Annotated in this window: 11 protein-coding genes; 5 read left to right on the top strand and 6 right to left on the bottom strand. The window is 60.3% G+C overall.

The features are described 5' to 3' along the window. Window positions 1–40 precede the first annotated feature (40 nt). Window positions 41–787 carry a precorrin-4 C(11)-methyltransferase gene (cobM, locus tag J1G18_RS09270; protein WP_223007536.1) on the top strand — a complete coding sequence of 249 codons (747 nt, stop codon included), beginning with the start codon at window positions 41–43 and terminating at the stop codon, window positions 785–787. 201 nt (window positions 788–988) lie between these two features. Here the strand turns inward: cobM and nfuA are convergent, their stop codons facing one another. The 3 genes from nfuA to J1G18_RS09255 form a co-directional block, all read right to left on the bottom strand. Then, a complete protein-coding gene (gene nfuA, locus J1G18_RS09265) occupies window positions 989–1,573 on the bottom strand; it encodes a Fe-S biogenesis protein NfuA (protein WP_003225494.1) in 585 nt (194 codons plus the stop codon). Between the two features lie 57 nt (window positions 1,574–1,630). Beyond that, the gene (locus J1G18_RS09260) at window positions 1,631–2,656 is read right to left on the bottom strand and encodes an acyltransferase family protein (RefSeq protein ID WP_134786526.1); all 1,026 of its coding nucleotides are present in this window, start codon (window positions 2,654–2,656) and stop codon (window positions 1,631–1,633) included. A 184-nt stretch (window positions 2,657–2,840) separates the two neighbouring features. Next, window positions 2,841–5,135: a fatty acid cis/trans isomerase gene (locus J1G18_RS09255; RefSeq protein ID WP_223007535.1), complete on the bottom strand. Its 2,295-nt coding sequence runs from the start codon at window positions 5,133–5,135 to the stop codon at window positions 2,841–2,843. Window positions 5,136–5,291: 156 nt separating this feature from the next. Here J1G18_RS09255 and metH point away from each other — a divergent pair, with 156 nt between their 5' ends. Then, window positions 5,292–9,002, top strand: a complete 3,711-nt coding sequence (gene metH, locus J1G18_RS09250; protein WP_223007534.1) for a methionine synthase — start codon at window positions 5,292–5,294, stop codon at window positions 9,000–9,002. 50 nt (window positions 9,003–9,052) lie between these two features. Here metH and J1G18_RS09245 read toward each other — a convergent pair whose 3' ends face one another. Further along, window positions 9,053–16,069, bottom strand: coding sequence for an NEL-type E3 ubiquitin ligase domain-containing protein (locus J1G18_RS09245; RefSeq protein WP_223007533.1), 7,017 nt, complete (start codon window positions 16,067–16,069; stop codon window positions 9,053–9,055). A 177-nt stretch (window positions 16,070–16,246) separates the two neighbouring features. On the opposite strand from J1G18_RS09245, the gene J1G18_RS09240 reads away from it, so the two are divergent. After that, window positions 16,247–16,465, top strand: a complete 219-nt coding sequence (locus J1G18_RS09240) for a DUF2970 domain-containing protein (protein WP_007967863.1) — start codon at window positions 16,247–16,249, stop codon at window positions 16,463–16,465. 6 nt (window positions 16,466–16,471) lie between these two features. Here J1G18_RS09240 and J1G18_RS09235 read toward each other — a convergent pair whose 3' ends face one another. Next, window positions 16,472–17,545: an ABC transporter substrate-binding protein gene (locus J1G18_RS09235; RefSeq protein WP_223007532.1), complete on the bottom strand. Its 1,074-nt coding sequence runs from the start codon at window positions 17,543–17,545 to the stop codon at window positions 16,472–16,474. A gap of 524 nt (window positions 17,546–18,069) precedes the next feature. Between J1G18_RS09235 and J1G18_RS09230 the strand changes: the two genes are divergently transcribed. Further along, on the top strand, window positions 18,070–19,728 hold the full coding sequence (locus J1G18_RS09230; RefSeq protein WP_098964197.1) for a nitrite/sulfite reductase: 1,659 nt from the start codon (window positions 18,070–18,072) through the stop codon (window positions 19,726–19,728). Beyond that, a complete protein-coding gene (locus J1G18_RS09225) occupies window positions 19,712–20,206 on the top strand; it encodes a DUF934 domain-containing protein (RefSeq protein ID WP_098964198.1) in 495 nt (164 codons plus the stop codon). Before J1G18_RS09230 ends, J1G18_RS09225 begins: the two co-directional genes overlap by 17 nt. Window positions 20,207–20,230: 24 nt before the next feature. On the opposite strand, the gene J1G18_RS09220 is transcribed toward J1G18_RS09225, so the two are convergent. Then, window positions 20,231–25,054, bottom strand: coding sequence for a dermonecrotic toxin domain-containing protein (locus J1G18_RS09220; RefSeq protein WP_223007531.1), 4,824 nt, complete (start codon window positions 25,052–25,054; stop codon window positions 20,231–20,233). Window positions 25,055–25,093 lie beyond the last annotated feature (39 nt).

Genomic DNA, 25,093 nt, shown 5'->3' with positions numbered 1-25,093 from the left:
CTGAAGCGTTGCCCTGCCCCGTTTTTCACAGGATTTCTTCATGACCGTCTACTTCATTGGCGCCGGCCCCGGCGACCCGGAATTGATCACTGTCAAAGGTCAGCGGCTGATCCGCAGTTGCCCGGTGATCATCTACGCAGGCTCGCTGGTACCGGCTGCGGTGCTGGAGGGGCATCAGGCTGAAACCGTGGTCAACAGCGCCGAATTGCATCTGGAGCAGATCATTGAACTGATCAAATCCGCCCATGCCAATGGCCAGGACGTGGCGCGGGTGCATTCGGGTGATCCGAGTCTGTATGGCGCGATTGGCGAGCAGATTCGTTATCTGCGCGAGCTGAATATTCCGTTCGAGATCATTCCCGGCGTGACCGCGACCGCAGCGTGTGCAGCCTTGCTAGGCGCGGAACTGACACTGCCGGACGTGTCGCAGAGCGTGATTCTGACCCGCTACGCCGATAAAACCGCCATGCCGGCGGGTGAGGAGTTGAGCAGTCTGGCGCAGCATGGCGCGACCATGGCGATTCATCTGGGGGTCAATCATCTGCAGAAAATCATCGCCGAACTGCTGCCGCGTTACGGCGCGGATTGCCCGATTGCGGTAATTCACCGGGCGACGTGGCCGGATCAGGACTGGGTGGTGGGGACGCTGGAAGATATTGCCGAGAAGGTTGCGGCCAAGGGGTTTCGGCGTACGGCGTTGATTCTGGTGGGACGGGTGTTGGGGAGTGAGGTGTTTAGCGAGTCGTCGCTGTATCGCGCGGGGCATGCACACCTCTACAGACCCTGAATCATATGGGATTGGGTGCCAACCTGTGGCGAGGGGATTTATCCCCGATGAACTGCGCAGCAGTTCCTTTTCTGGGGCTGCTTCGCAACCCATCGGGGATAAATCCCCTCGCCACACAATAAACAGGCACTCATTAATCAAGTGCATAAAAAAACGGCGCTCACGGGGCGCCGTTTTTCGTGTTCGCAGTGAACACCTTACTCAGTAGTAGGCGTTTTCTTTCTGCGTGTGGTCGGTCACGTCGCGCACACCTTTGAGCTCTGGAATACGCTCGAGCAAGGTGCGTTCGATGCCTTCCTTCAGGGTCACGTCGGCCTGGCCGCAGCCCTGGCAGCCGCCGCCGAACTGCAGCACGGCAATGCCGTCCTCGACCACATCGATCAGGCTGACCTGACCGCCGTGGCTGGCCAGTCCCGGGTTGATTTCGGTTTGCAGGTAGTAGTTGATGCGCTCGTTGACCGGGCTGTCGGCATTGACCATCGGGACTTTGGCGTTTGGCGCCTTGATGGTCAGTTGGCCGCCCATGCGGTCGGTGGCGTAATCGACGACGGCGTCGTCAAGGAACGCTTCGCTGAACGAATCGATATAGGCGGTGAAGCTTTTCAGCCCCAGCGCGGTATCTTCAGGTTTTTCTTCGCCCGGCTTGCAGTAGGCAATGCAGGTTTCGGCGTACTGGGTGCCAGGCTGGGTGATGAAGACGCGGATGCCGATGCCTGGAGTGTTCTGCTTGGAGAGCAGATCGGCCAGGTAATCGTGGGCGGCGTCGGTAATGGTAATAGCGGTCATGGAAACTCCTCGCAGGCTTGGGCGCAGTTTACGCCAATCATTGCGCCGGACAAAGTCCTAGTATTTTTGTCGGGAAAGATTCTCGACAGGTGCGCGCATCGGTTCGCCCTCGATCCGCGCTTTAAGCCACTGATAGCTGCGTTTTTCCACCCATTCGTAGCTCAACCATGACCCCACACCAATCGCCAGAGCACAGATAACGAACATCAGATACGGGTTGATTCCGTAGCGTCGCGCGATAAAACCACCAACCGACAACACCAACACGTGCATCAGATACACTGAATAGGAACAGTCACCGAGCCATTTCATCACCCGATTGCGCTCGACGTAGCGCTCCAGCGCCATGCAAGCCATCACCAGCACCGCGCTCGGCACGCCCCAGTTCAATAACCTTGGCGCCGGTGCCAGGTGATAGATCGCCATCATCGCAGCGCCCATCGCCAACAGCGGCAGCCACAGGCCGGCGCCAATCCAGCCCCGGCGATAGAGCACGCCAATGCCGATCCCCAGCAGAAACTCGTAGACGATGTCGGAACGGTAAAACTCGTTGAGCCAGCCGAACGCCTGACACACCGAAAACAGCAACGCGGCGACCACCAGCAAGCGCACCTGCCAGCGGAACACCAGCGCGCATGCAAACAACACATAGAAGAGCATTTCGTAGTTGAGCGTCCAGCCGACATTCAGCGTCGGATAAATCCCGTAACCGCCGGGGTTTTGCGCAGGAATGAATAACAGCGACGCGAGGAAATGCGCCCAGTCCACCGTCTGATCCGGCAACATTGGCCGGGCGAACAGCACCAGCAACGCCATCAACAGCGTGTACAGCCAGTACGCCGGGACAATGCGAAACAACCGATACAGCAGAAACCGCGCCGGAGGCAGCGCTTTGCTTTCGGTGGAGAGGAAAATCACCAGACCACTGATGACGAAGAAAACATCGACGCCGACTGCGCCCTTGTCGATGAAGAATTGCCCGACCGGGCCGCGCGCCTTGAAGTCGAAGAAAATCTGCATGAAGTGGTGACAGACCACCGTCCACGCGGCAAGCGCCCGCAGGGCCTGCACTGAAATCAACATGATCGGCTCCTGTCCACAACTCTCAAAACCACCACCGCCCCCTTGTAGGAGTGAGCCTGCTCGCGATGACGACATGTCAGGCGACAACCATTCTGAATGGACTGACGCCATCGCGAGCAGGCTCACTCCTACAGGGAATGTGCGGTGTTGCTAAGAATTGGGACAGCAGACCTGTATTAAATGATCAAAGATTCTGGTAGCGGTTCATGTCCAGCACGCCCTCTTCCACCGGATCGGTTTCGTGGAGGTATTGGCTCAGGTCGTGGAAATAGAACCAGAATTGCGGATGACTGCGACGAATCCCCCAGCGTTCGACGATTTTCTCGAAACGCTCGGCATCCTTGGCATTCTCCATGGCATCGACAAACTCCGGCACTTGTTCGGCTGGAATGTTGAAGATGAAATTCGGATAGCTGCTCAGTACGCCCGGGTAGATGGTCAAGGTGTCCAGCCCTGGCTGATAGCGCAGCGACTCGCCCAACAGGAACGCCACGTTACTGTGCGCACGGTTGCGCAGCAGGCTGTACATCTCGCGTTTGCCGCTGCGAGTTTCGATGCGCAGCATGGTTGCTTCCGGCAATTGGTCGATCACCTTCAAACCGGCGGCCGGACGCGAGGTCAGGCGACTGAGTGCCTGCTCGGCGTTCTGTAGCGCCGGGTCGATATTCGGCCGCGAGCAGTAGGCGCCGTCACAGCGGTTGATCGGATCCGGCCGCGCATTGAGGTCGCCGTAACGCGCCAGCAACTGCATGGCGAAATCGTATTTCGGGTCCTTCGGATCGAGTTTCAGCGCGGTCGGTTTGTCGTCGTCGATCGCCTCATAGTCGAGCCACATCTTGAACTGGCCGCTGCTTTGGTACCAATCATCGAGGTAGTCCTCGCGGGAATCGGCCGGCATCAGGCGCAGGAAGTTCTGCTCGGCGCCGTTGCGGATCAGGTCGAAATACAGACGCGTCTGCGCCTGATGGGAGACGTTGCCGAACACATCGAAGTTGACCGCCAACTGATAATAGGTGCGCTCCAGCAGTGGATAGTCGAACAGCCACATGGTCTGTGGCACTTCGCCGATCAGGCCTTTGGTCACCGACGCACTGTCGAAGTGGCGGAAAATGCTCAGCAGCGCGTTGTCGTTGCCGGCCCACAGGGTTGACCAGCTCGGAGCCGGCAGTTCGGCGTAACTGTCGCGGCGCAGGGCTTCGTATTCGTTGCGCTTGTTACGGTAGTTGTGCCACAGGCTCAGCACACTGCCGACGTCATCGTTCTGCCCAGGCATTGCCAGCAACGGCGTGGCCTGGCCGCGATAGTTGGGGTCGGTGATGTACAGATCATGTTCCGGAGCCTGGAACAGCGCCCAGAAGTTATCGCGGATCACATCCGTCGCAATCTGCCCACGGCACACCGGCCCGCGAATGAAGGTGCGGACGAAGTATTCAGCGTTATCGAGCATGAACTGATAACGCGCCTGCGCCGGAATCGCCTCGAAGGTGGCGAACGGGTTGGCCCGGCTCTGCGGGCCGTAACCCGGCAGCGCGTTGACCTGCCAGTTTCCGCTGTAGAAAAGACTCTTGACCCGCGCCATCTTCGCCGCACTCAGCGGATAGGTGATGTGGGTCTTGTGCACGATCACCCCTCGCACCGGCCACAAGCGGTAATACACCTGAGTGCCCGGATCGTCATTCGGGCGGCGGGTGGCGATCAGGTCGATCGGCTGCCCTGTCGGCGTGCGCGAACGCACCCACTGGAAGTAGTGCCCCGGCTCGCCGTCCTTGAAATAGATATGCGCGAGGAACCAGTGTTCGAACAGCCAGCGCCCGACCAGACTCTGCCGCGCCCCCGGCGCATTGAGCAGGTTTTCCCACTGGACGATTTGCAGCGCTTCCCTGGCGCTCGGCGCCAGCCCCTGCTCGTCGATCGGCGCACCGGACGCCAGCCAGCGTTGCAGGGTCTGGTATTGCTGATCGGTCAGCCCCGTCACCGCCAGCGGCATGCCTTCTTTCGGGTGGGCGCCGGCATAGCCGTCAAACTCGGCGGGCATCGCGCACATGTTTTCCCGTTGCAGGCCGAGGACGATGTCTTCCGGGAGCTTGGCATTCGGTGTCAGCGGGGTTTTGTGGCCCAGTTCCAGCATCCGCGCCATCAGCGCCGCCTGGCTGCCCTGAGCGTCGAGTACCGAATAAAAGCCCTTCTGCTGCCAGGCACGTTTGCCGAAAGCGTCGTAGAACAGCCGAGTGGTCGGCGCCGCCTGAGTGCGCTCGCCATCGTAGACCGGCATCTTGCTCGCGCCCCGCGCTGCGCCTTCGCCGCTGCCCAGATTGAGCTGGCACGCCGAGTCGTAGCAGGCATGGCAGGCCACACACTTCTCGGTGAAGATTGGCTGGATGTCACGCGTATATGAAATAGAAGGTGAGATCGCGGGTTCCTGCGCAATGGCGCCCCAGCTTAAAAACAGCATGAAAATGCTGATGACGCGGTACGACATGCCCATGATCCCGATCGTGAAAAAAACGCCCGCGATTCTACAGTATGACGCTCGTACCAACATGAACGATATTCATGCAAAAGCAGCACGTGCTCCAAAAGCGCACAGGTTTGTTATGATCCCGGCCCTTCGTCATGGTCTTTTCGAGTAGTCCCAATGTCCGATCGCAGCGTCCGCCTTCAAGCTCTCAAGCAAGCCCTCAAAGAGCGCATCCTGATTCTCGACGGCGGCATGGGCACGATGATCCAGAGCTACAAGCTCGAGGAGCAGGATTATCGCGGCAAACGCTTCGCTGACTGGCCGAGTGACGTCAAGGGCAACAACGACCTGCTGGTGATCACCCGTCCGGACGTGATCGGCGGTATCGAAAAGGCCTATCTGGATGCCGGCGCCGACATTCTGGAAACCAACACCTTCAACGCCACACGCATTTCCATGGCCGACTACGGCATGGAAGAACTGGCGTACGAATTAAACGTAGAAGGCGCACGACTGGCGCGCAAGGTGGCCGACGCCAAGACCGCCGAGAACCCGGACAAGCCGCGTTTCGTCGCCGGCGTGCTCGGCCCGACCAGCCGCACCTGCTCGCTGTCGCCAGACGTGAACAACCCCGGCTACCGCAACGTCACGTTCGATGAACTGGTGGAGAACTACACCGAGGCCACCAAAGGCCTGATCGAGGGCGGCGTCGACCTGATCCTGATCGAAACCATCTTCGACACGCTCAACGCCAAAGCCGCGATCTTCGCCGTGCAAGGCGTGTTCGAAGAGCTGCACATCGAACTGCCGATCATGATTTCCGGGACCATCACTGATGCGTCCGGCCGCACCCTGTCGGGCCAGACCACCGAAGCGTTCTGGAACTCCGTGGCCCACGCCAAGCCAATTTCGGTCGGCCTCAACTGCGCCCTCGGCGCCAGTGAGCTGCGTCCATACCTGGAAGAGCTGTCGAACAAGGCCAGCACCCACGTTTCCGCGCACCCGAACGCCGGTTTGCCGAACGAGTTCGGCGAGTACGACGAGTTGCCGGTAGACACCGCCAAAGTCATCGAAGAATTCGCCCAGAGCGGTTTCCTCAATATCGTCGGCGGTTGCTGCGGTACCACCCCGGGCCACATCGAAGCCATCGCCAAGGCCGTGGCCGGTTACGCACCGCGGCAGATTCCGGACATCCCCAAGGCCTGCCGCCTCTCGGGCCTGGAACCGTTCACCATCGATCGCAGCTCGTTGTTCGTCAACGTCGGCGAGCGCACCAACATCACCGGTTCCGCCAAGTTCGCCCGTCTGATCCGTGAAGACAACTACACCGAAGCCCTGGAGGTCGCCCTGCAGCAGGTCGAGGCCGGCGCGCAGGTGATCGACATCAACATGGACGAAGGCATGCTCGATTCGAAGAAGGCCATGGTGACCTTCCTCAATCTGATCGCTGGTGAACCGGATATCTCCCGCGTGCCGATCATGATCGACTCCTCGAAATGGGAAGTGATCGAAGCCGGTCTGAAGTGCATTCAGGGCAAGGGCATCGTCAACTCGATCAGCATGAAAGAAGGCGTCGAGCAGTTCATCCATCACGCCAAGCTGTGCAAACGCTACGGCGCTGCGGTGGTGGTGATGGCGTTCGACGAAGCCGGCCAGGCCGACACCGAAGCGCGCAAGAAAGAAATCTGCAAACGCTCCTACGACATTCTGGTCAACGAAGTCGGCTTCCCGCCGGAAGACATCATCTTCGACCCGAACATCTTCGCCGTGGCCACCGGCATCGAAGAACACAACAACTACGCCGTGGACTTCATCAACGCCTGTGCCTACATCCGCGACGAGCTGCCGTATGCGCTGAGTTCCGGCGGCGTGTCCAACGTGTCGTTCTCGTTCCGTGGCAACAACCCGGTGCGTGAAGCGATTCACTCGGTGTTCCTGCTGTACGCGATCCGCGCCGGCCTGACCATGGGTATCGTCAACGCCGGTCAGCTGGAAATCTACGACCAGATCCCGCAGGAGCTGCGCGACGCCGTCGAAGACGTGATCCTCAACCGCACACCGGAAGGCACCGACGCCCTCCTCGCCATCGCCGACAAGTACAAGGGCGACGGCAGCGTCAAGGAAGCCGAGACCGAAGAGTGGCGCAGCTGGGACGTCAACAAGCGTCTGGAGCATGCGCTGGTCAAGGGCATCACCACGCACATCGTCGAAGACACCGAAGAGTCGCGCCAGTCGTTCGCCCGCCCGATCGAAGTCATCGAAGGCCCGCTGATGTCCGGCATGAACATCGTCGGCGACCTGTTCGGCGCCGGCAAAATGTTCCTGCCGCAGGTGGTGAAATCCGCCCGCGTGATGAAGCAAGCCGTGGCGCATTTGATCCCGTTCATCGAACTGGAAAAAGGCGACAAGCCGGAAGCCAAGGGCAAGATCCTGATGGCCACGGTAAAAGGCGACGTGCACGACATCGGCAAGAACATCGTCGGCGTGGTGCTGGGTTGCAACGGCTATGACATCGTCGACCTCGGCGTGATGGTCCCGGCGGAGAAAATCCTCCAGGTCGCCAAGGAAGAAAAGTGCGACATCATCGGCCTGTCTGGCCTGATCACCCCGTCGCTGGACGAGATGGTCCACGTTGCCCGTGAAATGCAGCGTCAGGATTTCCATCTGCCGTTGATGATTGGTGGCGCGACCACCTCCAAGGCGCACACCGCCGTGAAGATCGAGCCGAAGTACAGCAACGATGCGGTGGTCTACGTGACCGACGCCTCGCGTGCGGTCGGTGTCGCGACGCAGTTGCTGTCCAAGGAACTCAAGGCCGGTTTCGTCGAGAAGACCCGTCTGGAATACGTCGATGTGCGTGAGCGCACCGCCAACCGCAGCGCCCGTACCGAGCGCCTGAGCTACGCGGCGGCGATTGCCAAGAAGCCACAGTTCGACTGGGCCAACTACACGCCGGTCAAACCGACTTTCACCGGCACCCGCGTACTGGACAACATCGACCTCAACGTTCTGGCCGAGTACATCGACTGGACGCCGTTCTTCATCTCCTGGGATCTGGCCGGCAAATTCCCGCGCATCCTCGAAGACGAAGTGGTCGGTGAAGCCGCCACCGCGCTGTACAAGGATGCGCGCGAGATGCTCACCAAGCTGATCGACGAGCAGCTGATCAGCGCCCGTGCGGTGTTCGGTTTCTGGCCGGCCAATCAGGTGCATGACGACGACATCGAACTGTACGGCGATGACGGCAAGCCTATGGCGCGCCTGCATCACCTGCGTCAGCAGACCATCAAGACCGACGGCAAGCCGAACTTCTCGCTGGCCGACTTCGTCGCGCCGAAAGACAGCGAAGTGACCGACTACGTCGGTGGTTTCATCACCACCGCCGGCATCGGCGCCGAAGAAGTCGCCAAGGCCTATCAGGACGCTGGCGACGACTACAACTCGATCATGGTCAAGGCCCTCGCCGACCGCTTGGCCGAAGCTTGCGCCGAATGGCTGCACCAGCAAGTGCGTAAAGAACACTGGGGTTACGTCAAGGATGAGGTGCTGGACAACGACGCGCTGATCAAAGAACAGTACTCCGGTATCCGTCCGGCACCGGGTTATCCGGCCTGCCCGGATCACACCGAGAAAGCCACGTTGTTCACCCTGCTCGATCCTGAAGCCAGCGAAATGCGTGCCGGGCGCAGCGGCGTGTTCCTTACCGAGCATTACGCGATGTTCCCGGCGGCAGCGGTCAGCGGCTGGTACTTCGCCCATCCGCAGGCGCAATACTTCGCCGTCGGCAAGGTCGACAAGGATCAGGTGCAGAGCTACACCTCGCGCAAAGGTCAGGAACTGAGCGTGACCGAGCGCTGGCTGGCGCCGAACCTCGGTTACGACGAATAAGCGCAACGGTCAGTCCCCGAACCTCCCGGGGACTGACCGTTCAGCGGGTTTTACCCGCCTGACATTTGCCCGGACGTACCGGGCATTTGTGCGTTGCCGGCAGACAAACCGATCCGTTCGATCTCCTCTCGCGACAATTCGATGAGCCTGGCATTTCGCGCGGCCGCCTGGTCGAACAACCTGCTCAGATACAGCGGATCGTCAGCACTCAGACCTTCGTCCTCGCCCTCCTCCATCAACTGCAGTTCATCCATTTGCCGGAACGCCTCGGGCTGCTGCTCCTTGAGATAGTCCAGCCAGTAATCGCGCTGGATCAGGTCCTCCAGAAATCTCTCGGAGCGTTCCGCGCTGACCACTTCGGCCCGCGCATTGACCAACTGCTGCGGGGTGACACCGGAGGCAAATTTCATGTTTTTCGGCTGCCCGGGCAATTCCAGTCCATCGTCCCAGCCCCCGGTCAGACCGATCCGGTAACCGAGGCGGACTTCGGCTTCGTCGAAACCACTGCGCGCCGCCGCCGCTTTTGCCAGCTCATCGACCTTGTCCAGCCGAAACAGCTGCCGCGACAGCGACAACAAGGCCTCGCCGCGGATTCCCGGACGGCCGGCCGGCAAATCGAGCAAGGCGTTGTAAGTGAAGACCTTGCCCTCCAGACCACTGAACGTAAGGATGCGCCCGTCCACGCAAGTCCCGTGTGTGGCCGAGCCGGCGAAAATCACCTCGCGCAGCTCACTGTTGGCCGCCGCCGCTTCCATGACCATCCACACCCGTCGGGTCAGATCGGCGTTGGCCACGCGAAACTCCTGGGTGTCCTGCAATCGATCAAGCAAATGGAAGAATGCCGCGCTATCCGGTTCGGCAGCGAGTTGATCCCAGAGTTTGTCGCGTGCCAACGCCTGCTCCGCCGGCAGATTCACCAGCCACGGTGCTTTCTGTTGCGCATGGGCCTGTTCGCCCGGGAGGGTTTCGTCGGACTCGATGCTGTCGGTGGTTTCACTCAGCCCGCCGGCAACGTCGTCAGCCATTTCCTCCAGATCGGAACTGGAAAAACCGAGCACTCGCGGGCGGTTACCCGCAGCCTGATAGGTTCTGAGCCTTTCGAGGGATTCCTCCGAGAGGTTGTAGTTGTCAGTCAGGTCGGTGCCGTCCATCAGCTCATCGTGCTCACCGTCCAGCGCCTGTTCGGGGATGGCGGTGATGTCGTTGCGACTGAGGTTGAGTGTCCGCAGGTGCTGGGCATCCAGCGTCCCGGCCGGCCATTCGGCCAGGTTGTTGTTGCGCAGATCCAGACTTTGCAAATGCTCGAAGTAACTGACGTCGAACGCATCGAGATGGTTGTAGCCCAGGTCCAGTGCCTGCAGATGCTGCAGACCGGACAGCGCGGCATACAGATGCTCGGTGTCACTGAAGTTGTTGCTGGCAAGCTCGAGTCGCTCAAGCTCCGGCATTTGCCGGACGGCATCAGGCAGCGCGGTGAGCTCATTGCCATTGAGGGTCAGACTGCGCAGGCGGGTGAAAGCCTTGAGAAAGCCGTTGCTGCCCTCGGCCGTCACTCGTGTGCCTGTCAGGTTCAAACTGCCGACATGCCCAAAGTCTTCAGGCAGCGGCGGCAGATCGCCCAATTGCAGGCCGTTGAGATCCAGAACCGCATCGCCCCCGGCAACCGATAACCGTGCGCGCCAGCAGGTGAGGATGCGCCACGCCGCCAGGCTGCGTGATTGCGAGGAGATAACCCAATCGACGCCACGGGTTTCCCGGGTATACAGCCAGCCATTGAGTTGGCGAACGAGGGTTTCAAAGGTCTGACTCCAACCGGTGATCCGCTCGCGGATCTGCACTTCGGTCGCACCCTCATTGCGCAGCGCCTCGATCATTTGCGTGGCTTGTTCATCGCTAAGGGCCGGCTGCACTCGCTGCAGGTCCTGGCGCATCCGTGTCAGCCCGGTACTGACCGGTGCCTGCGTCAGCGGCAGCAACTGGCGGGCCACTGATACACCGTTCTCCGCCGGCGGAAAAGTCGCCGGCACTGGCTGCCGGGCAAACGCATCCAGCGCGCCGGCAGGCAGGCCGAGGGTGTCTTCGAGCCGCCGTTGCGCCAGACGCAGTTCAGCCGAAGCCGCGGCGGTCAGCGGCGTACCGGTCAGGTTGGTATTGAGCAGTGCGGTGCTCTCGAGCACGGCAGGCGGCAGCGTGCTGATACGGGTGTCGCGCAGATCCAGCCACGCCAGTTGCGGCAGACCATCGGCCCCTGTCGGCCACTGTTGCAGGTGCGTTGCCTGCAGGTCGAGGGCCTTCAAGCGCTGCAGGCTGCCAACGTTCATCTCGCTCAGCGGATTGTTCCGCAGATTCAACTGTTCGAGCGCAGGCAATTCACTCAATCCGCGCTCCAGGCCTGAAGCGTCGGTCAACTGGTTGTCGGCCAGATCCAGGTGCACCAGGCGCGAAAGGCTTTGCGACTCGATCGGCCATTCGTGCAAGGCATTGTCACTCAGATCAAGGGTTCGTACTTCGCTGAACGCACTGAGGAAACCGCGCATCTGCACGGCTGCAACGCGCTGGCCACTGAGCAGCAGCGTGCGTACATGCGCAAATGCGTCAGCGGGTAATGCCGGCAGTTCGCTGAGCATCAGCCCCGACAAGTCCAGGGTCGAAGCACTGATGGTCGCGCCGTAGCGTTTGAACATGCCCTTGCGCCAACTGGTTTTCAGGACATGGGCCAGGTTTGATCGCGCGACGAGTTCGCGCAGCGATTCTTCCGACACCACCACGCGCTGCTGCCACTGATTGAGCTGGCTATCCAGCGCAGCATATTGATCGCTCAAGGCATTGATCGCGGTGAAACGCTGCTGCTCGTCCGGCCATTGCTCGAAGAAACGATTGAACACCCCCTCGGGTGATTGATTCACGCCCTCGCCCAGGCGCCGCAACTCGCCACGGCAATAATCCCTGACCATCGTCTCTCGATCGATCAGGTGTTCTGGATGGGTCTTGACGTATTCGTACACGCCCGTGAAGTTTTCCCGGGAGAATCTTGACCAGTCCAGCGACAGCCCCGACCAGAGTTTTCCATGCCCCTGCAACAGTGTTGCCGGCACGGTGCTGATTCCGGTGTCCCTGAGGTTCAGACGCTCCAGGGCCGGTAACTCCAGCGCACCCGCAGGCCAGTCGAACAATGAATAGGCGACGATTTCCAGTGTGCGCAGATTACGCATGCCGCTGACGTCGAAAGCCAGCGGCTGATAGCTCGAGGTGCTGACACTCAAAGCTTCCAGCCGGGTCAATTGAGCCAGGCGTGCCGGCATATCGGCGGCATAGGGCATTGCGCTGTAAAGCGTCAGGTCAGTGAATTCCGGCAGGTTCTGCAACACCGCCGGCACGTTGGTGAACGTTTCTGCGGTGGCATTGATGCGCAGCGACTTGAGCCTGGGAAAACTGCCCAACAGTTCATCGACGTTGGCATCGGTGATGCACCGCCCCCTGACTCGCAGATCGCGCACATGCGAGAAGTCCGCCGTCAGCACCGGCAGCGGATCATCGCAGGTCAGATCGAGGCGTGCGGCACTCGCGTGGCTATCGGCCAGCGGCGAATTGCGCCAGCTCTGCTTGAGGCTGCGCACCACGCTGGATCGACCGCCGATCATCGACTCCAGCGTCGGCTCAGGGGCCGGCACACCTTCCCATTGCGCCAGCGACGATTCGAGTTCCTGCCATTCACGCAAGCGCCTTTGCAACAGCTCGTAGATCTGCGCGTCAGTCCGCCCGGCGGCCAGTTGTTTGAGGATGAACCCGCCCGCCTGCTGATCCGTTAGCGCCGGATACACATCCTGCACGCGCGTCACCAGCAACGGATTGACGCCTTCGCCGCGACCGCTGGCGTAATAACCCAGCCCGTGCTGGCGTACCCGCACCGGCGCCTTGAAGCGTTGCTTGTGGCCATGGCGTCTGCTCGCCAGTCGAGCCAGTTCGGCACGGTGTCGGGCCACATACCGGATCAGTGCCCGACGCAGTCCGGCGCTACGCGCAACCTGGGTAAAACCCAGGGCCTGCCGCGACTGATCGGGCAAGGCATGGAGGATTGAGGCAAAAAAGTTGTCGCCGTGACGCGGAACACTGTTGAGCGCTTCGCCGCGCTCGTTGTACGCCTGATAGACCGGCCCGCGCTTGACCAGATACTTGGTTTGGCCGGCACTTTCGTTGCCGACACTGTCAATCAACGGCCCGTCGAGGCTACCTTCGCGCACCTCGAGACGCACCTCGTCCGACCAGCCCGGCAGTCGTTCCAGGGCGCGCAAGGCCAGCCATTGGCTTTCGCTGCCGCCGGAATTTTCCATGTGCAGGCCGGCGACCGCGTGGTTGAAGCGGCGTCGCCGGGCAAATTCACGGGAGATCTCCAGCAGCCGCAACGGCACCCGCTTGCCGCTTTGCAGGCGCGCCAGCTCCTCGGCGTTCGCCTCCAGCAGCACGCGGATTGCCGCCGAACTGCCCAACCCCGGTGTCGCGGCTTGCAGCCTGGCGATTCGCCGGTCGTTCAACGCGGGCTCGTCATAGAGCCTGTCGAACATCGCCGGTTGCCGGGTGCGCAGGTAATCGGCGATCTGTTTGCGCAGTTCCAGCGGCCGCGATTCGACCACACGCGCCGGCTCGGCGCCCAGCAGCCAACGTGTTTGCGGCTCATCCAGCGCGGCCAGAATACGTTCAGGCAATTGGCCGTCGAGCACTTCGGCGCGGGTCACCTGGATCGGTGTATGCGTCTGGCCCTCGATCAAGCCTGATTCTGCGCCGAACAGCCGGCTGGGGCCGGACAGCTGCGCTCCGTCGAAGACTTGCAGAATCTTTCCGCTCGGCCAGCGCGGCATTTGCGTGAGCATTGGCAGCGTCAGCAGATACGAATCATCCAGGGGGGTTCCTCGTTCGACCTGATCGATCAGCCGCCCGACCTGCTGCTCCGCTTCATACAGGCGCAAAGTGTCGGCCAGGGCCAGTGGCGCTGGCTGATGATCGAGGTGCATCTGGCGCAGGGCTTCATCACTGACACCACTGACATCGGCGATTTCGAGCAGTTGCGCATCCGAAAACGCCTCAGTCGAGTGACCGATGCGCCGCAGCAGGGTCAGTCGATCCCAGCTCAACGGTCGCTCCAGGTTGTGGCGCCAGGCCCCCAGTCGATTGTGCTCAAGGATCGGTTGATACGCCGCAGGATCATGCGGGTGGCGGATGCGCCAGCTTTTCAGGGTCTCGTCGTAGTGCGTCTGGTAGACCTTGCCCTGCTGGCGAATGAAGGTCTTGCCGTCGAATCGATACACGCCCTGCGCATCAGGCACGGCACTCGCCGGCAGGACACTATCGCTGACGTAAGCATCAAGGTCAGGCTTCCACAGGCGGACCGAGCCGTCAGGCCGTTCGACCGGCTGCAGATGCTCGATCACGGGCTCGGCGGAGGCCGCCTGGAGTCGGCCTGCGCCCTTGCCGACCGCGCCCATCACGCCAATCAGCGCCAGGTTCTGCGCCACATCGACCAGATGCGCCTTGGCAGCCTGGCGATCACCTTCCGACCATTCGATGGCGCCTTCGAATGATTCATAGAGCAGTTGCCCGGCCATCACGGTCATCATGATTTCGCCCAGTACCGGGACAAACATCGACACCAGGTTCAACGCCATCATGCCGAGCTCGAGCAGATGACTGAGTTTTTCTGCGCGTACCCGGGCGTCGACATCCGCTGTGGGGACGGCGTGGGCCTTCGCATCGGCGATAAATTTGGCCTGGTGCTGCTCATAGAGGTACTGCCACAGATCGGTATTGTCGGCCCAGATCCCGGCCACGCCTTTGCGGGTGGTTGGCAACGGGTCGAGAAACGGGTCAGGCTGCGGCTCGCGCTTGCCGGGGGCTTCGGGTGGCAGCTCCTTGATTCGCGCGATGGTCGACAGTGGCGGTATCAGCTGTGCAACCTTGACCCAGATCGAATGCAACGGGTCACTCGGCGAGTCCGCAGCCTTTTGGGTGAACTGACTGAAATAGTAAGGACGGTCGGCATAGGCCACGAACTGACTGAAAAACTGCTGGTAAGCAGTCGGGCCTGGCGCGGAAGCCGTAGGGTCAGCAGCGGTGAACTTGCCTTTGAACACCTCACGCATCTGCGCCATGGTGTAGCGCTTGAGCGGGTGTTGTGGGTCATGGGGAATGTAGACGATGAACTCGTTGGTGTAGCGGTAGCGCTCGCTGATGCTGAACACCACGCAACCGGTCATCCGCCGCTTCATCAGGCTCAGATCACGAAACCACACGGCCTTGCCGCCGAGTTGCGGATAGATCTGGCCGTCCACCACCGACAGAATCATCCGGTAGTCGGCGGGCTCGATGTCCTGTTTCAGCAGCGCCCATTCAGCGGCGGCACGCAACGCGGTTTTCTGGCTGGCAATGAAGTGCCGGCGCAAGGTGTCGGTTTTCTCGAAAAACGCTTTGATCCTTGCCTGATAACGGGCACCGACGTCCAGCGAACGACACAGCGTCAGAAACTGCCTGACCGTGATGCCGATGTCTACTGCCTGAAACTCGCCCGGGGTTGCCGTCTCGACCACGAAACCGGATCTGGCGTGATAGGCACCTGCTTCACATTCCGAAGCCTCGAAGTTGTGCAATGCCGCTTGCAGCAAGGGCAGCTTCAACACTTCGAACGTGGAAACTTCAACTTCCAGCACCCCGAGTTCGAGGGGCCGTCTGAGACACAGCAAGGTTTTGCCGAGATCGACCGTGACGTTGAACTGATCCTTGAGTGCCTTGCCAAGCAGCGCCTGGGCAAATGCATCGACGCTTTCAAGGCCGGCCATGGTTCTGTCGAGTCGGCTCTGGGCGACAAAGGCCGCCGTGACCCGGTCTTTCAAGGCTTGTTGCTGATCATTCGGGAAATGGTGATAGCCGTGCGCTGGCCGGGTACTGGCCACTTTCATCGCGGCTCGCCGCTCGGGTGAAGCGGCGATCAGCCAATCGGGGATCAGCTGCTCCAGCAGCTTGCCGTGAAGGCTGGCGCTGACCGGCGTGCGGGGCAATGTCGGGGGATGAGTGGACATCCTGTCTCTCCTGAAAAATGGGAGGACAGGACACCATGTCCGCCACGGTGATCTGCGGTACATAGTTATCGTATCGGCATGGACGTGTTACCGGACAAGTCTGGAACCCGCGTGCGACCACGGCACAACCCGCTGGATTGACTATGCTATCGGGACAGCCTTTCGGACGGGGGATTTATGGACGATCCAGTCGACAACAAGCCACCGAGCTTCTGGCAGATGCTGCACAGCGTGATGGCTGCGGCATTCGGCGTGCAAAGCGGGAAGAACCGGGCAAGGGACTTCACCCATGGCAAGCCCAGCCATTTCGTGATCCTGGGGATCGGCTTCACCGCCGTGTTCGCTTTGACGCTGTTTGTCATCGTCAAGCTGGTACTGCATTTCGCCGGGGTCTGACGGGGTTCAGTGCATCAGGATCTGCAGGCTGAACGGGTAGCGATACGACGTGGGGTGGCCCTTGGCCGACAACTTGCGAAAACTCACGCCGTAATCCGGCGCGGCGCCCATGGCCAGCATTTGCTGTGCCTGATGCTTGTCGATCAGTTGCAGCAGCGACAATTGTCGGTCACGCCCGCCATAACGATCCAGATCGACGCCCTGCTCATAATCGTGCAACTCCACCAGCGCCCACCCGCCGAGAGTGAAGTGACCGCCCACCAGCGCGCTCAAGCGCCCGTCGACCACCGCCTGCAACGCCTCGGGTGAGGTATTGACCGCGCTGAACAGCACATCCTTGCCAGGGACTTTGCCGGCTTCGGCAAACGCATGCATGGCGCCGAACGCCATTTCATCATTGGCTGCCCACACCAGCGACACCTTCGGATAACGGCTGACCAGTTGCCGCGCCTGCTCGTAGGCACGCTGCCGGGTCCAGCCGCTGTACACCAGTTGCCGCAGTCGCACCTGCGGATACTCGGCCAAGGCGCGTTGCATGCCCTGCTCGCGCAATTGCGCTGACGGGGTGATCTTCAGGCCGGAAAACGCCAGTACTTCAATCTGTTCGCCCCGCGCCACCGGCGGATGCAGGCGAATCAGTTCCTTCATCATCAGGTAGCCGCCCTCCTCGTCATTCGGCACCAGGCTGCCGATGCGATCGGCACGCTCGCCGATCAGCGCCTGCTGATCGGGGGTGAGCACCGCGTTGACCATGAACAGCTTGACCCCGCTGCCCTCCGCCATACGCAGGATCTGCGGCGCCACGTACTGCTCGTTGACGAATACCAGATAGTCGGGACGATTCGGTCCCTGCAGGGCAACTCTGGCCTGAGCCAGGGTGAATTCCGGCTGGCGCTGGGAATAGAGAATCTGCAAATCGACGCCCAGGTCGCGGGCGGCCGCTTGCATGAATTGCGAGTAGCTGACCCAGAAGGCTTCCTGAGTTGACCCAGGATTGAGGAACAGCACCGACTCGGCCCGGGCCGCAGAACCGAAAACCGCACCGAACAGCAGAAGGCTGAGGTGGAAAAACTTCAACATGAATGATCCGGGCCCAAGGAAAAATGGCCGCGCATTATAGCCCTCGAACCAGCGACTATTGACGCCTGATCCCGTTTTTTGTCCGACAATCGTCGGAAGCGGACCCGGATCGGTCGTTTACTGATGACTGACCCAGAATACCGCCGTCCCTACTACCAGAATAATCAGGAACAGAATGGCCCATGCATCGACACTGCTATCGCTTTTTCTTGCCTTGGTCGGATTGCTCATTGCATCGCCTCTTGTCGGTTTTATCGGTGATTGCAGAAAGACTCGATCACAGTTAAGACGATGATTGTCCCCGCGACAAATGTGGGTTAATCAACAACTATTCTCGTTAGGCGATTTGGTTCTTTACATATACTCAAACATCACTTTTGCGCATAACTGCAAACGGGTATATTGCCCCGGCTCCGTTAGGGAGTGCGCGGCCGTGCGCGCGTAATTGCCGAGGCACCATCGGACTCCAGCAAGCGAAAACGCAGCGTTTTCCGAGTAGCCCAAAGCCTGAGAACAGGACTTATATGTACGTATACGACGAGTACGATCAGCGGATCATCGAGGACCGCGTCAAGCAGTTCCGTGATCAGACCCGACGCTATCTGGCAGGCGAGCTGAGCGAAGAAGAATTCCGCCCCCTGCGCCTGCAAAATGGCCTCTACATCCAGCGTTTTGCGCCGATGTTGCGCGTGGCGGTGCCTTACGGCCAACTGACTTCCCGTCAGACGCGCATGATGGCCAAGATTGCCCGTGACTACGACAAGGGCTACGCCCACATCAGTACCCGGCAGAACGTGCAGTTCAACTGGCCGGCGGTGGAAGACATCCCGGACATCCTCGCGGAACTGGCCACCGTGCAGATGCACGCGATCCAGACCAGCGGCAACTGCCTGCGCAACGTCACCACCGACCAGTTCGCCGGTGTCGCTGCCGATGAAGTGATCGACCCACGCCCATGGTGCGAAATCGTCCGTCAGTGGACTACATTCCACCCGGAATTCGCCTACCTGCCGCGCAAGTTCAAGATCGCCGTCAACGGTTCGACCGCTGACCGTGCGGCCATCGAAGTCCACGACATCGGCCTGGAGCCGGTCCACAACGCCGCCGGCGAGCTGGGCTTCCGTGTGCTGGTCGGCGGTGGCCTGGGCCGTACCCCGGTGGTCGGCGCCTTCATCAACGAATTCCTGCCATGGCAGGACCTGTTGAGCTACCTCGACGCCATCCTGCGGGTGTACAACCGTTATGGCCGTCGCGACAACAAATACAAGGCGCGGATCAAGATCCTCGTCAAGGCGCTGACCCCTGAAGTGTTCGCGCAGAAAGTCGATGCCGAAATGGAACACTTGCGCGGCGGCCAGACCACACTGACCGAAGCCGAACTGCATCGCGTCGCCAAACACTTCGTTGATCCGGACTACAAGGCGCTGGAGAACCAGACTGCCGCCCTGGCCGAACTCGACAAAGAGCATCCGGGTTTCGCCCGCTGGCGTTCGCGCAACACCCTGGCGCACAAAAAGCCGGGCTATGTGGCCGTGACCCTGTCGCTGAAGCCGACCGGCGTTGCGCCGGGCGACATCACCGACAAGCAGCTCGATGCCGTCGCCGATCTGGCCGAGCGCTACAGCTTCGGTCAACTGCGCACGTCCCACGAGCAGAACATCATTCTCGCCGACGTCGAGCAGAGCCAGTTGTTCACCCTCTGGGGCGAGCTGCGTGAAGGTGGTTTCGCCACGCCGAACATCGGCCTGCTGACCGACATCATCTGCTGCCCGGGCGGTGATTTCTGCTCGCTGGCCAACGCCAAGTCGATCCCGATCGCCGAATCGATCCAGCGCCGTTTCGACGACCTGGACTATCTGTTCGACATCGGTGAGCTGGACCTGAACATCTCTGGTTGCATGAATGCCTGCGGTCACCACCACGTCGGCCACATCGGCATCCTCGGGGTGGACAAGAAAGGTGAAGAGTTCTACCAGGTGTCCCTCGGCGGCAGCGCCAGCCGTGACGCCAGCCTGGGCAAGATCCTCGGCCCGTCCTTCGCCCAGGACGACATGCCGGACGTGATCTCGAAGCTGATCGACGTGTACGTTGAACAACGTACCGAAGACGAGCGCTTCATCGACACCTACCAGCGTATTGGCATCGACCTCTTCAAGGAACGCGTCTATGCAGCGAATCATTAAGAACAACGAGGTGGTCGACGAAACCTGGCACTTGCTGCCCAAGGACGCGACCCTCGACGGTATCTCCAACTGCGACGACCTGATCGTGCCGCTGGCCCTGTGGCGCGATCATGCTCACGCGCTCAAGGCCCGCGACGGCGGGCTGGGTGTATGGCTGGACGCCGATGAAGAAGCCGAGGAAATCGGTGACGACGTCGCGCAGTTCCAGGTCATCGCGCTGAACTTCCCGGCCTTCACCGATGGCCGCAACTACTCCAACGCCCGCCTGCTGCGCGACCGCTATGGTTTCAAAGGTGAACTGCGGGCGATTGGCGATGTGCTGCGCGATCAGCTGTTCTACATGCACCGTTGCGGTTTCGATGCGTTTGCCCTGCGCGCCGACAAGGACCCGTACGAGGCACTGGAAAGCCTGAAAGACTTCTCGGTGACCTACCAGGCCGCCACTGACGAACCGCTGCCGCTGTTCCGTCGCCGCTGACTCGAATACGCCTTGAGCACCTGCTCAAGGCGTACTTCCCTCCTCTTCTGTATCCGAACTGGCCAGCTCATTGGCCGGATGGCGCGCGAGTGCCTGATCGGTGAGCTGGCGAATCAGCGCCTGACGTTCATTTCTGAAATTGTCGTGAATCGCGTTCATCTGCACCGCTGCCTGATCGCGCGTCAGCTCCGCCTGCTCCTCCAGGCGCGCTAATGCCTGCGAAGTTCGGACATAGACAAGGGCGAAAGCGTCGGGGTAGGCCGATTCGAGAAACTCGACCCAGAATCGCTGGCCGATACACCAGTCGGGAAACGCCGAAGAGCCTTCAATACGCATCACGGCCTGATTGGCCTGATCCAGTTCTACCTGCGAGACCTCGACATTCAACGGGCTGCTCATCGCCCTTGGCTGCCCAGGCAAATTCAGACGTTCCGCCAGCCCCACCCGATAGGCCAGACTGAATTCGAGCGCATGCTCGTAGACACTCGGTTGGGCGCGGGCGTTGATCTCTGCCAAGGTGCGCTCTTCCAGCGTTTGCAGGCGAAACAAGCCTCTGAGCAAATGCGTCAATTGCCGCTCCAGCGGCGCGCCATCGATCCCGGCCGCGACCGTGGCTCGGTAACACAGAACCTGGACTTCCATCTCACTGAACACCGCGGAATAACCATCGACGCTGGTGGCGACGCGCGCCGTGCGGAACAATTCGCTGCGCAACCGCGTGTCTTCAGCGGCCGCCTCGACCACATTCCACACACGCTGGCTGAAATACGGGTACAACCGGGTGTAATCGGCCGTGTGGATCAATTGTGAAAGTACATTGAAGAAATCCCGCGAGCCGGGCGCTGCCCTTACCGCCTCCCAGGTAACGCTGCGCGGTATCGCTTCGACGGCAGGCCTGCCGGTCAGCCAGCGCGCACTCTGACCTTCATACGACACGCTGGGTAGCGGCTGATGTCGATAGACCCGGGCCATTACACCGAAACTGACGCTGTTCGCCTGCTGATACGTCGCAATCTGTCGCAAAGAGTCAGGCGACAAGGGGTTACCCATCAGGCGAACGGCGCGGGTGACCACCAACGGAGCCCTGAGTACCGCCTCCGGCACCGTGCTTATCTGGTTATCGCGCAGATCGATCAGTTGCGGTCGTTTCAAACCGGTGGTTCCCTCGGGCCAATGATCGATTGCGCAACCGCGCAAGCGCAGTATTTCCAGATCCGGCAGCGAGCTGACATCCGGGGCATGCGCAAGGTCTGCATTGAAGTCCAGACTCAGCACCCGCAGCTTTTTCAATCGCGCCAGTGACGGCTCCGATGCAGAAGATAGACGAATATGGTTCTCGCTCAGATCCAGATGCGTCAGCCAGGGCATGCGCTCCAATGCCATCGGTAACTGGGTCAATTGGTTCCCCCTCAGGGAAAGGCTGCGCAAATTTCTGAAATGACGCAAAAACGCCGTCAGTCCCTGCGGCGTAATGCCTTCCATGACCAGATGCGTGACATGGCTGAAGTCCCCGACCAGCAGTGGCAACTCTCCCAAAGGCTCCGGAGCGAAGCTCAAGGTGTCGGGTGGCGCGTCGCCCGAGGCCCCTGGCTCTCTGCGCCAGCAGCGGATGATCGCGCGCATGGCACGGGCCTTCGCTGACTGTGGAACGTCAACCAATGAGCCATCGATCCCCTTGTACTGTGTTTGCCGCGTCACCCAACGATTCAAGACTTCGCGAATACCGAGAAACTCCAGCCGCAGCAATTCCAGCTTCATCAGCACCAGAATCTCATTGCGGCCCAAAACGTTGAGTAGCGCATGGATCTGCGCAGGGGAATGGGCCGGGTAGAGTTCCTGAATACGGCGCACCATCACTGAAACGCTCACACCTGAGTTCGCCCAGGGCCCTGCCGGTGGCCGTTCAGCCAGGGCCATGGGCGAATAATCGCCGGGACGGCCGCCCATGGTTCTGGCAAACGTTGTTCGCCGTTTCATGGCAAGTTCGGTGATTTTCTCCCGCAGCCCGCTCGCCCCGGTCTCGAGCGACAGGCCCAACGCGACCTTGCGTTGCGCCGACAACCCATGCCAAAGGGCCTGGAAATAATGCTCGCGGGTGCGCCCGGAAAATGACTTCAGCGCAGCATCATTACCCTGCTGAACGCTGATGCGGTCCGCCAACACATTGATGACCACCCGCTCACTGGATGAGCTTGACGCCGTCGTCGCAACACTGTCATGGCTGCCCGACCACTCCTGTATCTCGATCGCTGAAGCCCCTGACCAACCCGGCAAATGCTCAAGGGCATCGAGCACCAGACGATTGGTACTGTGGCCACCGCCACTATCCAGGTACAGGCCTTCATAGGCTCGACACACAGCAATTGCCTGTTGATAGCGGCGTACCTCCTGCGCCAGCCGCAATGGTACGCGGGCAGCGTCCAGCTCTTGCGCTTCGCCATCCAGGGCACTGCCCGCCAACTCCTCGGCAACACTGGCAGGCAGATCGGCAAAGGTCTTCATCAGCAACGCCACCCGACCATTGCTCGGCGCTTCGCGGCGTCGATAGATTCGCTGGAACAACGGCTCCCGTCGACCTTGTGCCTGCTGGCCGATGATTTGCACCAGCTTGCGTGTCTGAACCGCCGAATCCTGGCTCGTCAAGCCGAGCAAGTTCTTGCGCCGCTGGCTGCCGAGTACAGCCAGCAGAGAACGGTACAGTTTCCCCCGATGCACATCCTGCTGAGTTATCTTCAGGATCGTAGTGGCGGTGGGTGCGCCATAACGATTGATTGGCGTGCCCACTGCATCGACGACACTGATGGCGCAGTCTGCCGGCCAACTGGCCGATGTCGTCAGCAGGTGCAATTGCAGGTCAGCATCCGCCATGGGGGCCGACAACGGAATCTGCAGTTGCTCGATAAACTCCGTCACCGCTGCATCGGCGCGAAATCTCCACACCGTGTCGAGCAGCAAGGCCGGCGGATGACCGCGATCTACATGGATCTGACGCAACACGCTGTCTTCGATACCGCAGACAGCCAGAGCCTGCAGCGCACTGGCATCCGACAGCTCCTCGCGGGGATGGCCGAAGCGGCGCAGCAGCTTCAATCGATCCCAGTCCTGAACCAGCTCGCTGTCATGACGCCAGGCACCCCGATCATTGGTTTCGAGCAGCGGTGCATAGCGGCTCGCCGATTCCGGCGGCGCCTGCACTTCCCACAGCCCGGTCTGAGGCTCGGGGCGCACTGCATAGTGCAGGTCATCGAGCGTCAGGTACGCCTGGCCATCGACCCAACGCAAGCCGCGGCCATCGCGACGTACTCCGGCAGGCAAGGCCCGACGCTGTTGATACACGTGCAGGTCAGGCTTCCAAAGGCGAGACTGCCCTGAAGCCAGTTTGACCATGCGCAAGCGCTCGATAAAAGCCGATGACCTGACGACTTTGAACGCTGTGCCTACCGCCCTGGTACTCGCAGCGAAAGCCGCCATCAGGATCATGTTTTCGACGACATCGAAAAAGTAATCCGTCGCCTGCTCCTGCTCGCCTCTGGACCAACTGGCAATCCCTTCATAGACCTGTGAGAGCAACTGCACCGCAGTGACCGCCAATAACGCCTCTCCTACTACAGGTATGAACGATACGGCGACCAACAGCAGGTCGACCCCGATTGCCTTATAGGTGTCCAGTCGGGCCAGCCGGGTTTTCTCGTCTTCATCGTCCGTTGGCACCACTACGAGCCGAGCGTCTGCCATGGTCTGTTCGGCGTGCTGGCGATACATCAGGGTGAACGGGTCGCCCGCAAAATCGATGCCGGACAACGTCACGTAGAACGAGGCACGAGGCAGGATTGAATGACTGTGCGGATACAAACGCCCATCGAGTTCGGTCACCCACGCTGCGCGCTCACTGATCTTGATGAAGCGCATGAAGAATTGGCGAAACGCTGCGCCTTTCAACCGCTGGCTCAACTGTTTCTCGAAATCGCTGAAGGATGAATACTCCTTGAGCGGGTGCAACGGATCACCTGGCAGGTAAACAACGCAACGGTAGTCGTTGTCGGCGAGCTCACTCACCGGGCCGATAAACAGCACACCGTTAAGTGTGACACCAAGCATCCGCAAGGCCTGATAACCCAGGGTGTTGTTGCCCAGTTTGATCGTGTCCCGGTTATCCTTGACTGCCAGCAACATCTCATGCACTTCGACACTGATGTGTTTCTTCAGCAATGCGACGTGCCGATCCACCTCGAAGCGACACCGCAAGTTCGCAGTAAACTTGCTGCGCAACGGATTGGCCTCGGCATCCACATTGAAGACCGCACGAAGATGAGTCTGATATTGCTGGCCCAAGTCCAGGGTTCGACACAACAGCGCAAATTCATGGGGCTGGATCGATAATATATGCGCTTCTCGACCGGTTACTTTCTCGGGAATATAGATCAAGGAGGTATCGTTATAATTTGTGGCCTGAGTCTCACGGAGTTCGAAGTTTTCGCAGGCAGCCGTGAGCAGATCCCGATCGACTGGCAACACCAGTTTCCTGCGCAAGCCCAACAGACTGGAGGTGGAGCGCACATGCTGAAAAATCACCCCGCTGATATCCAGCGACTTGCCGAGCTTTTGCGACATGGCGCTGGTCAGTAACGGCGCGCAAAATGCTTCGGGCGACTTGAGCGTCTTCAGAAACGGGTCCATTTCACTCTGGGCGCGATGGCTGGCCATCATGCTTTGATAAAGTATTTGACGCAGTTCATCCGATGCCGACAGCAGCCAGCCGGGAGCATTGTTCTTGATTAACTCAAAGAACATGCCTTTTTGTTCGGGTGTTAATACAGGCGCGACAGCCTGTACAGGTAAGGAAGACATACTGAATATCTCGAAAACTGAAAGTAGCAACAGCTTATC

It is taken from the genome of Pseudomonas sp. MIS38 (genome assembly GCF_019891575.1).
Taxonomy (GTDB): domain Bacteria; phylum Pseudomonadota; class Gammaproteobacteria; order Pseudomonadales; family Pseudomonadaceae; genus Aquipseudomonas; species Aquipseudomonas putida_A.
The sequence above is the reverse complement of the archived record's forward strand: the minus strand, read 5'-3'. Positions and strand labels throughout refer to the sequence as shown.

What these genes read in the sequence shown, in the direction of transcription:
- J1G18_RS09240 (WP_007967863.1), top strand. Translation starts at nt 16,247, where the DNA reads ATGGACGATCCAGTCGACAACAAGCCACCGAGCTTCTGGCAGATGCTG.
- J1G18_RS09260 (WP_134786526.1), bottom strand. Translation starts at nt 2,656, where the DNA reads ATGTTGATTTCAGTGCAGGCCCTGCGGGCGCTTGCCGCGTGGACGGTG.
- J1G18_RS09245 (WP_223007533.1), bottom strand. Translation starts at nt 16,069, where the DNA reads ATGTCCACTCATCCCCCGACATTGCCCCGCACGCCGGTCAGCGCCAGC.
- J1G18_RS09225 (WP_098964198.1), top strand. Translation starts at nt 19,712, where the DNA reads ATGCAGCGAATCATTAAGAACAACGAGGTGGTCGACGAAACCTGGCAC.
- J1G18_RS09255 (WP_223007535.1), bottom strand. Translation starts at nt 5,135, where the DNA reads ATGTCGTACCGCGTCATCAGCATTTTCATGCTGTTTTTAAGCTGGGGC.
- cobM (WP_223007536.1), top strand. Translation starts at nt 41, where the DNA reads ATGACCGTCTACTTCATTGGCGCCGGCCCCGGCGACCCGGAATTGATC.
- J1G18_RS09235 (WP_223007532.1), bottom strand. Translation starts at nt 17,545, where the DNA reads ATGTTGAAGTTTTTCCACCTCAGCCTTCTGCTGTTCGGTGCGGTTTTC.
- J1G18_RS09230 (WP_098964197.1), top strand. Translation starts at nt 18,070, where the DNA reads ATGTACGTATACGACGAGTACGATCAGCGGATCATCGAGGACCGCGTC.
- metH (WP_223007534.1), top strand. Translation starts at nt 5,292, where the DNA reads ATGTCCGATCGCAGCGTCCGCCTTCAAGCTCTCAAGCAAGCCCTCAAA.
- J1G18_RS09220 (WP_223007531.1), bottom strand. Translation starts at nt 25,054, where the DNA reads ATGTCTTCCTTACCTGTACAGGCTGTCGCGCCTGTATTAACACCCGAA.
- nfuA (WP_003225494.1), bottom strand. Translation starts at nt 1,573, where the DNA reads ATGACCGCTATTACCATTACCGACGCCGCCCACGATTACCTGGCCGAT.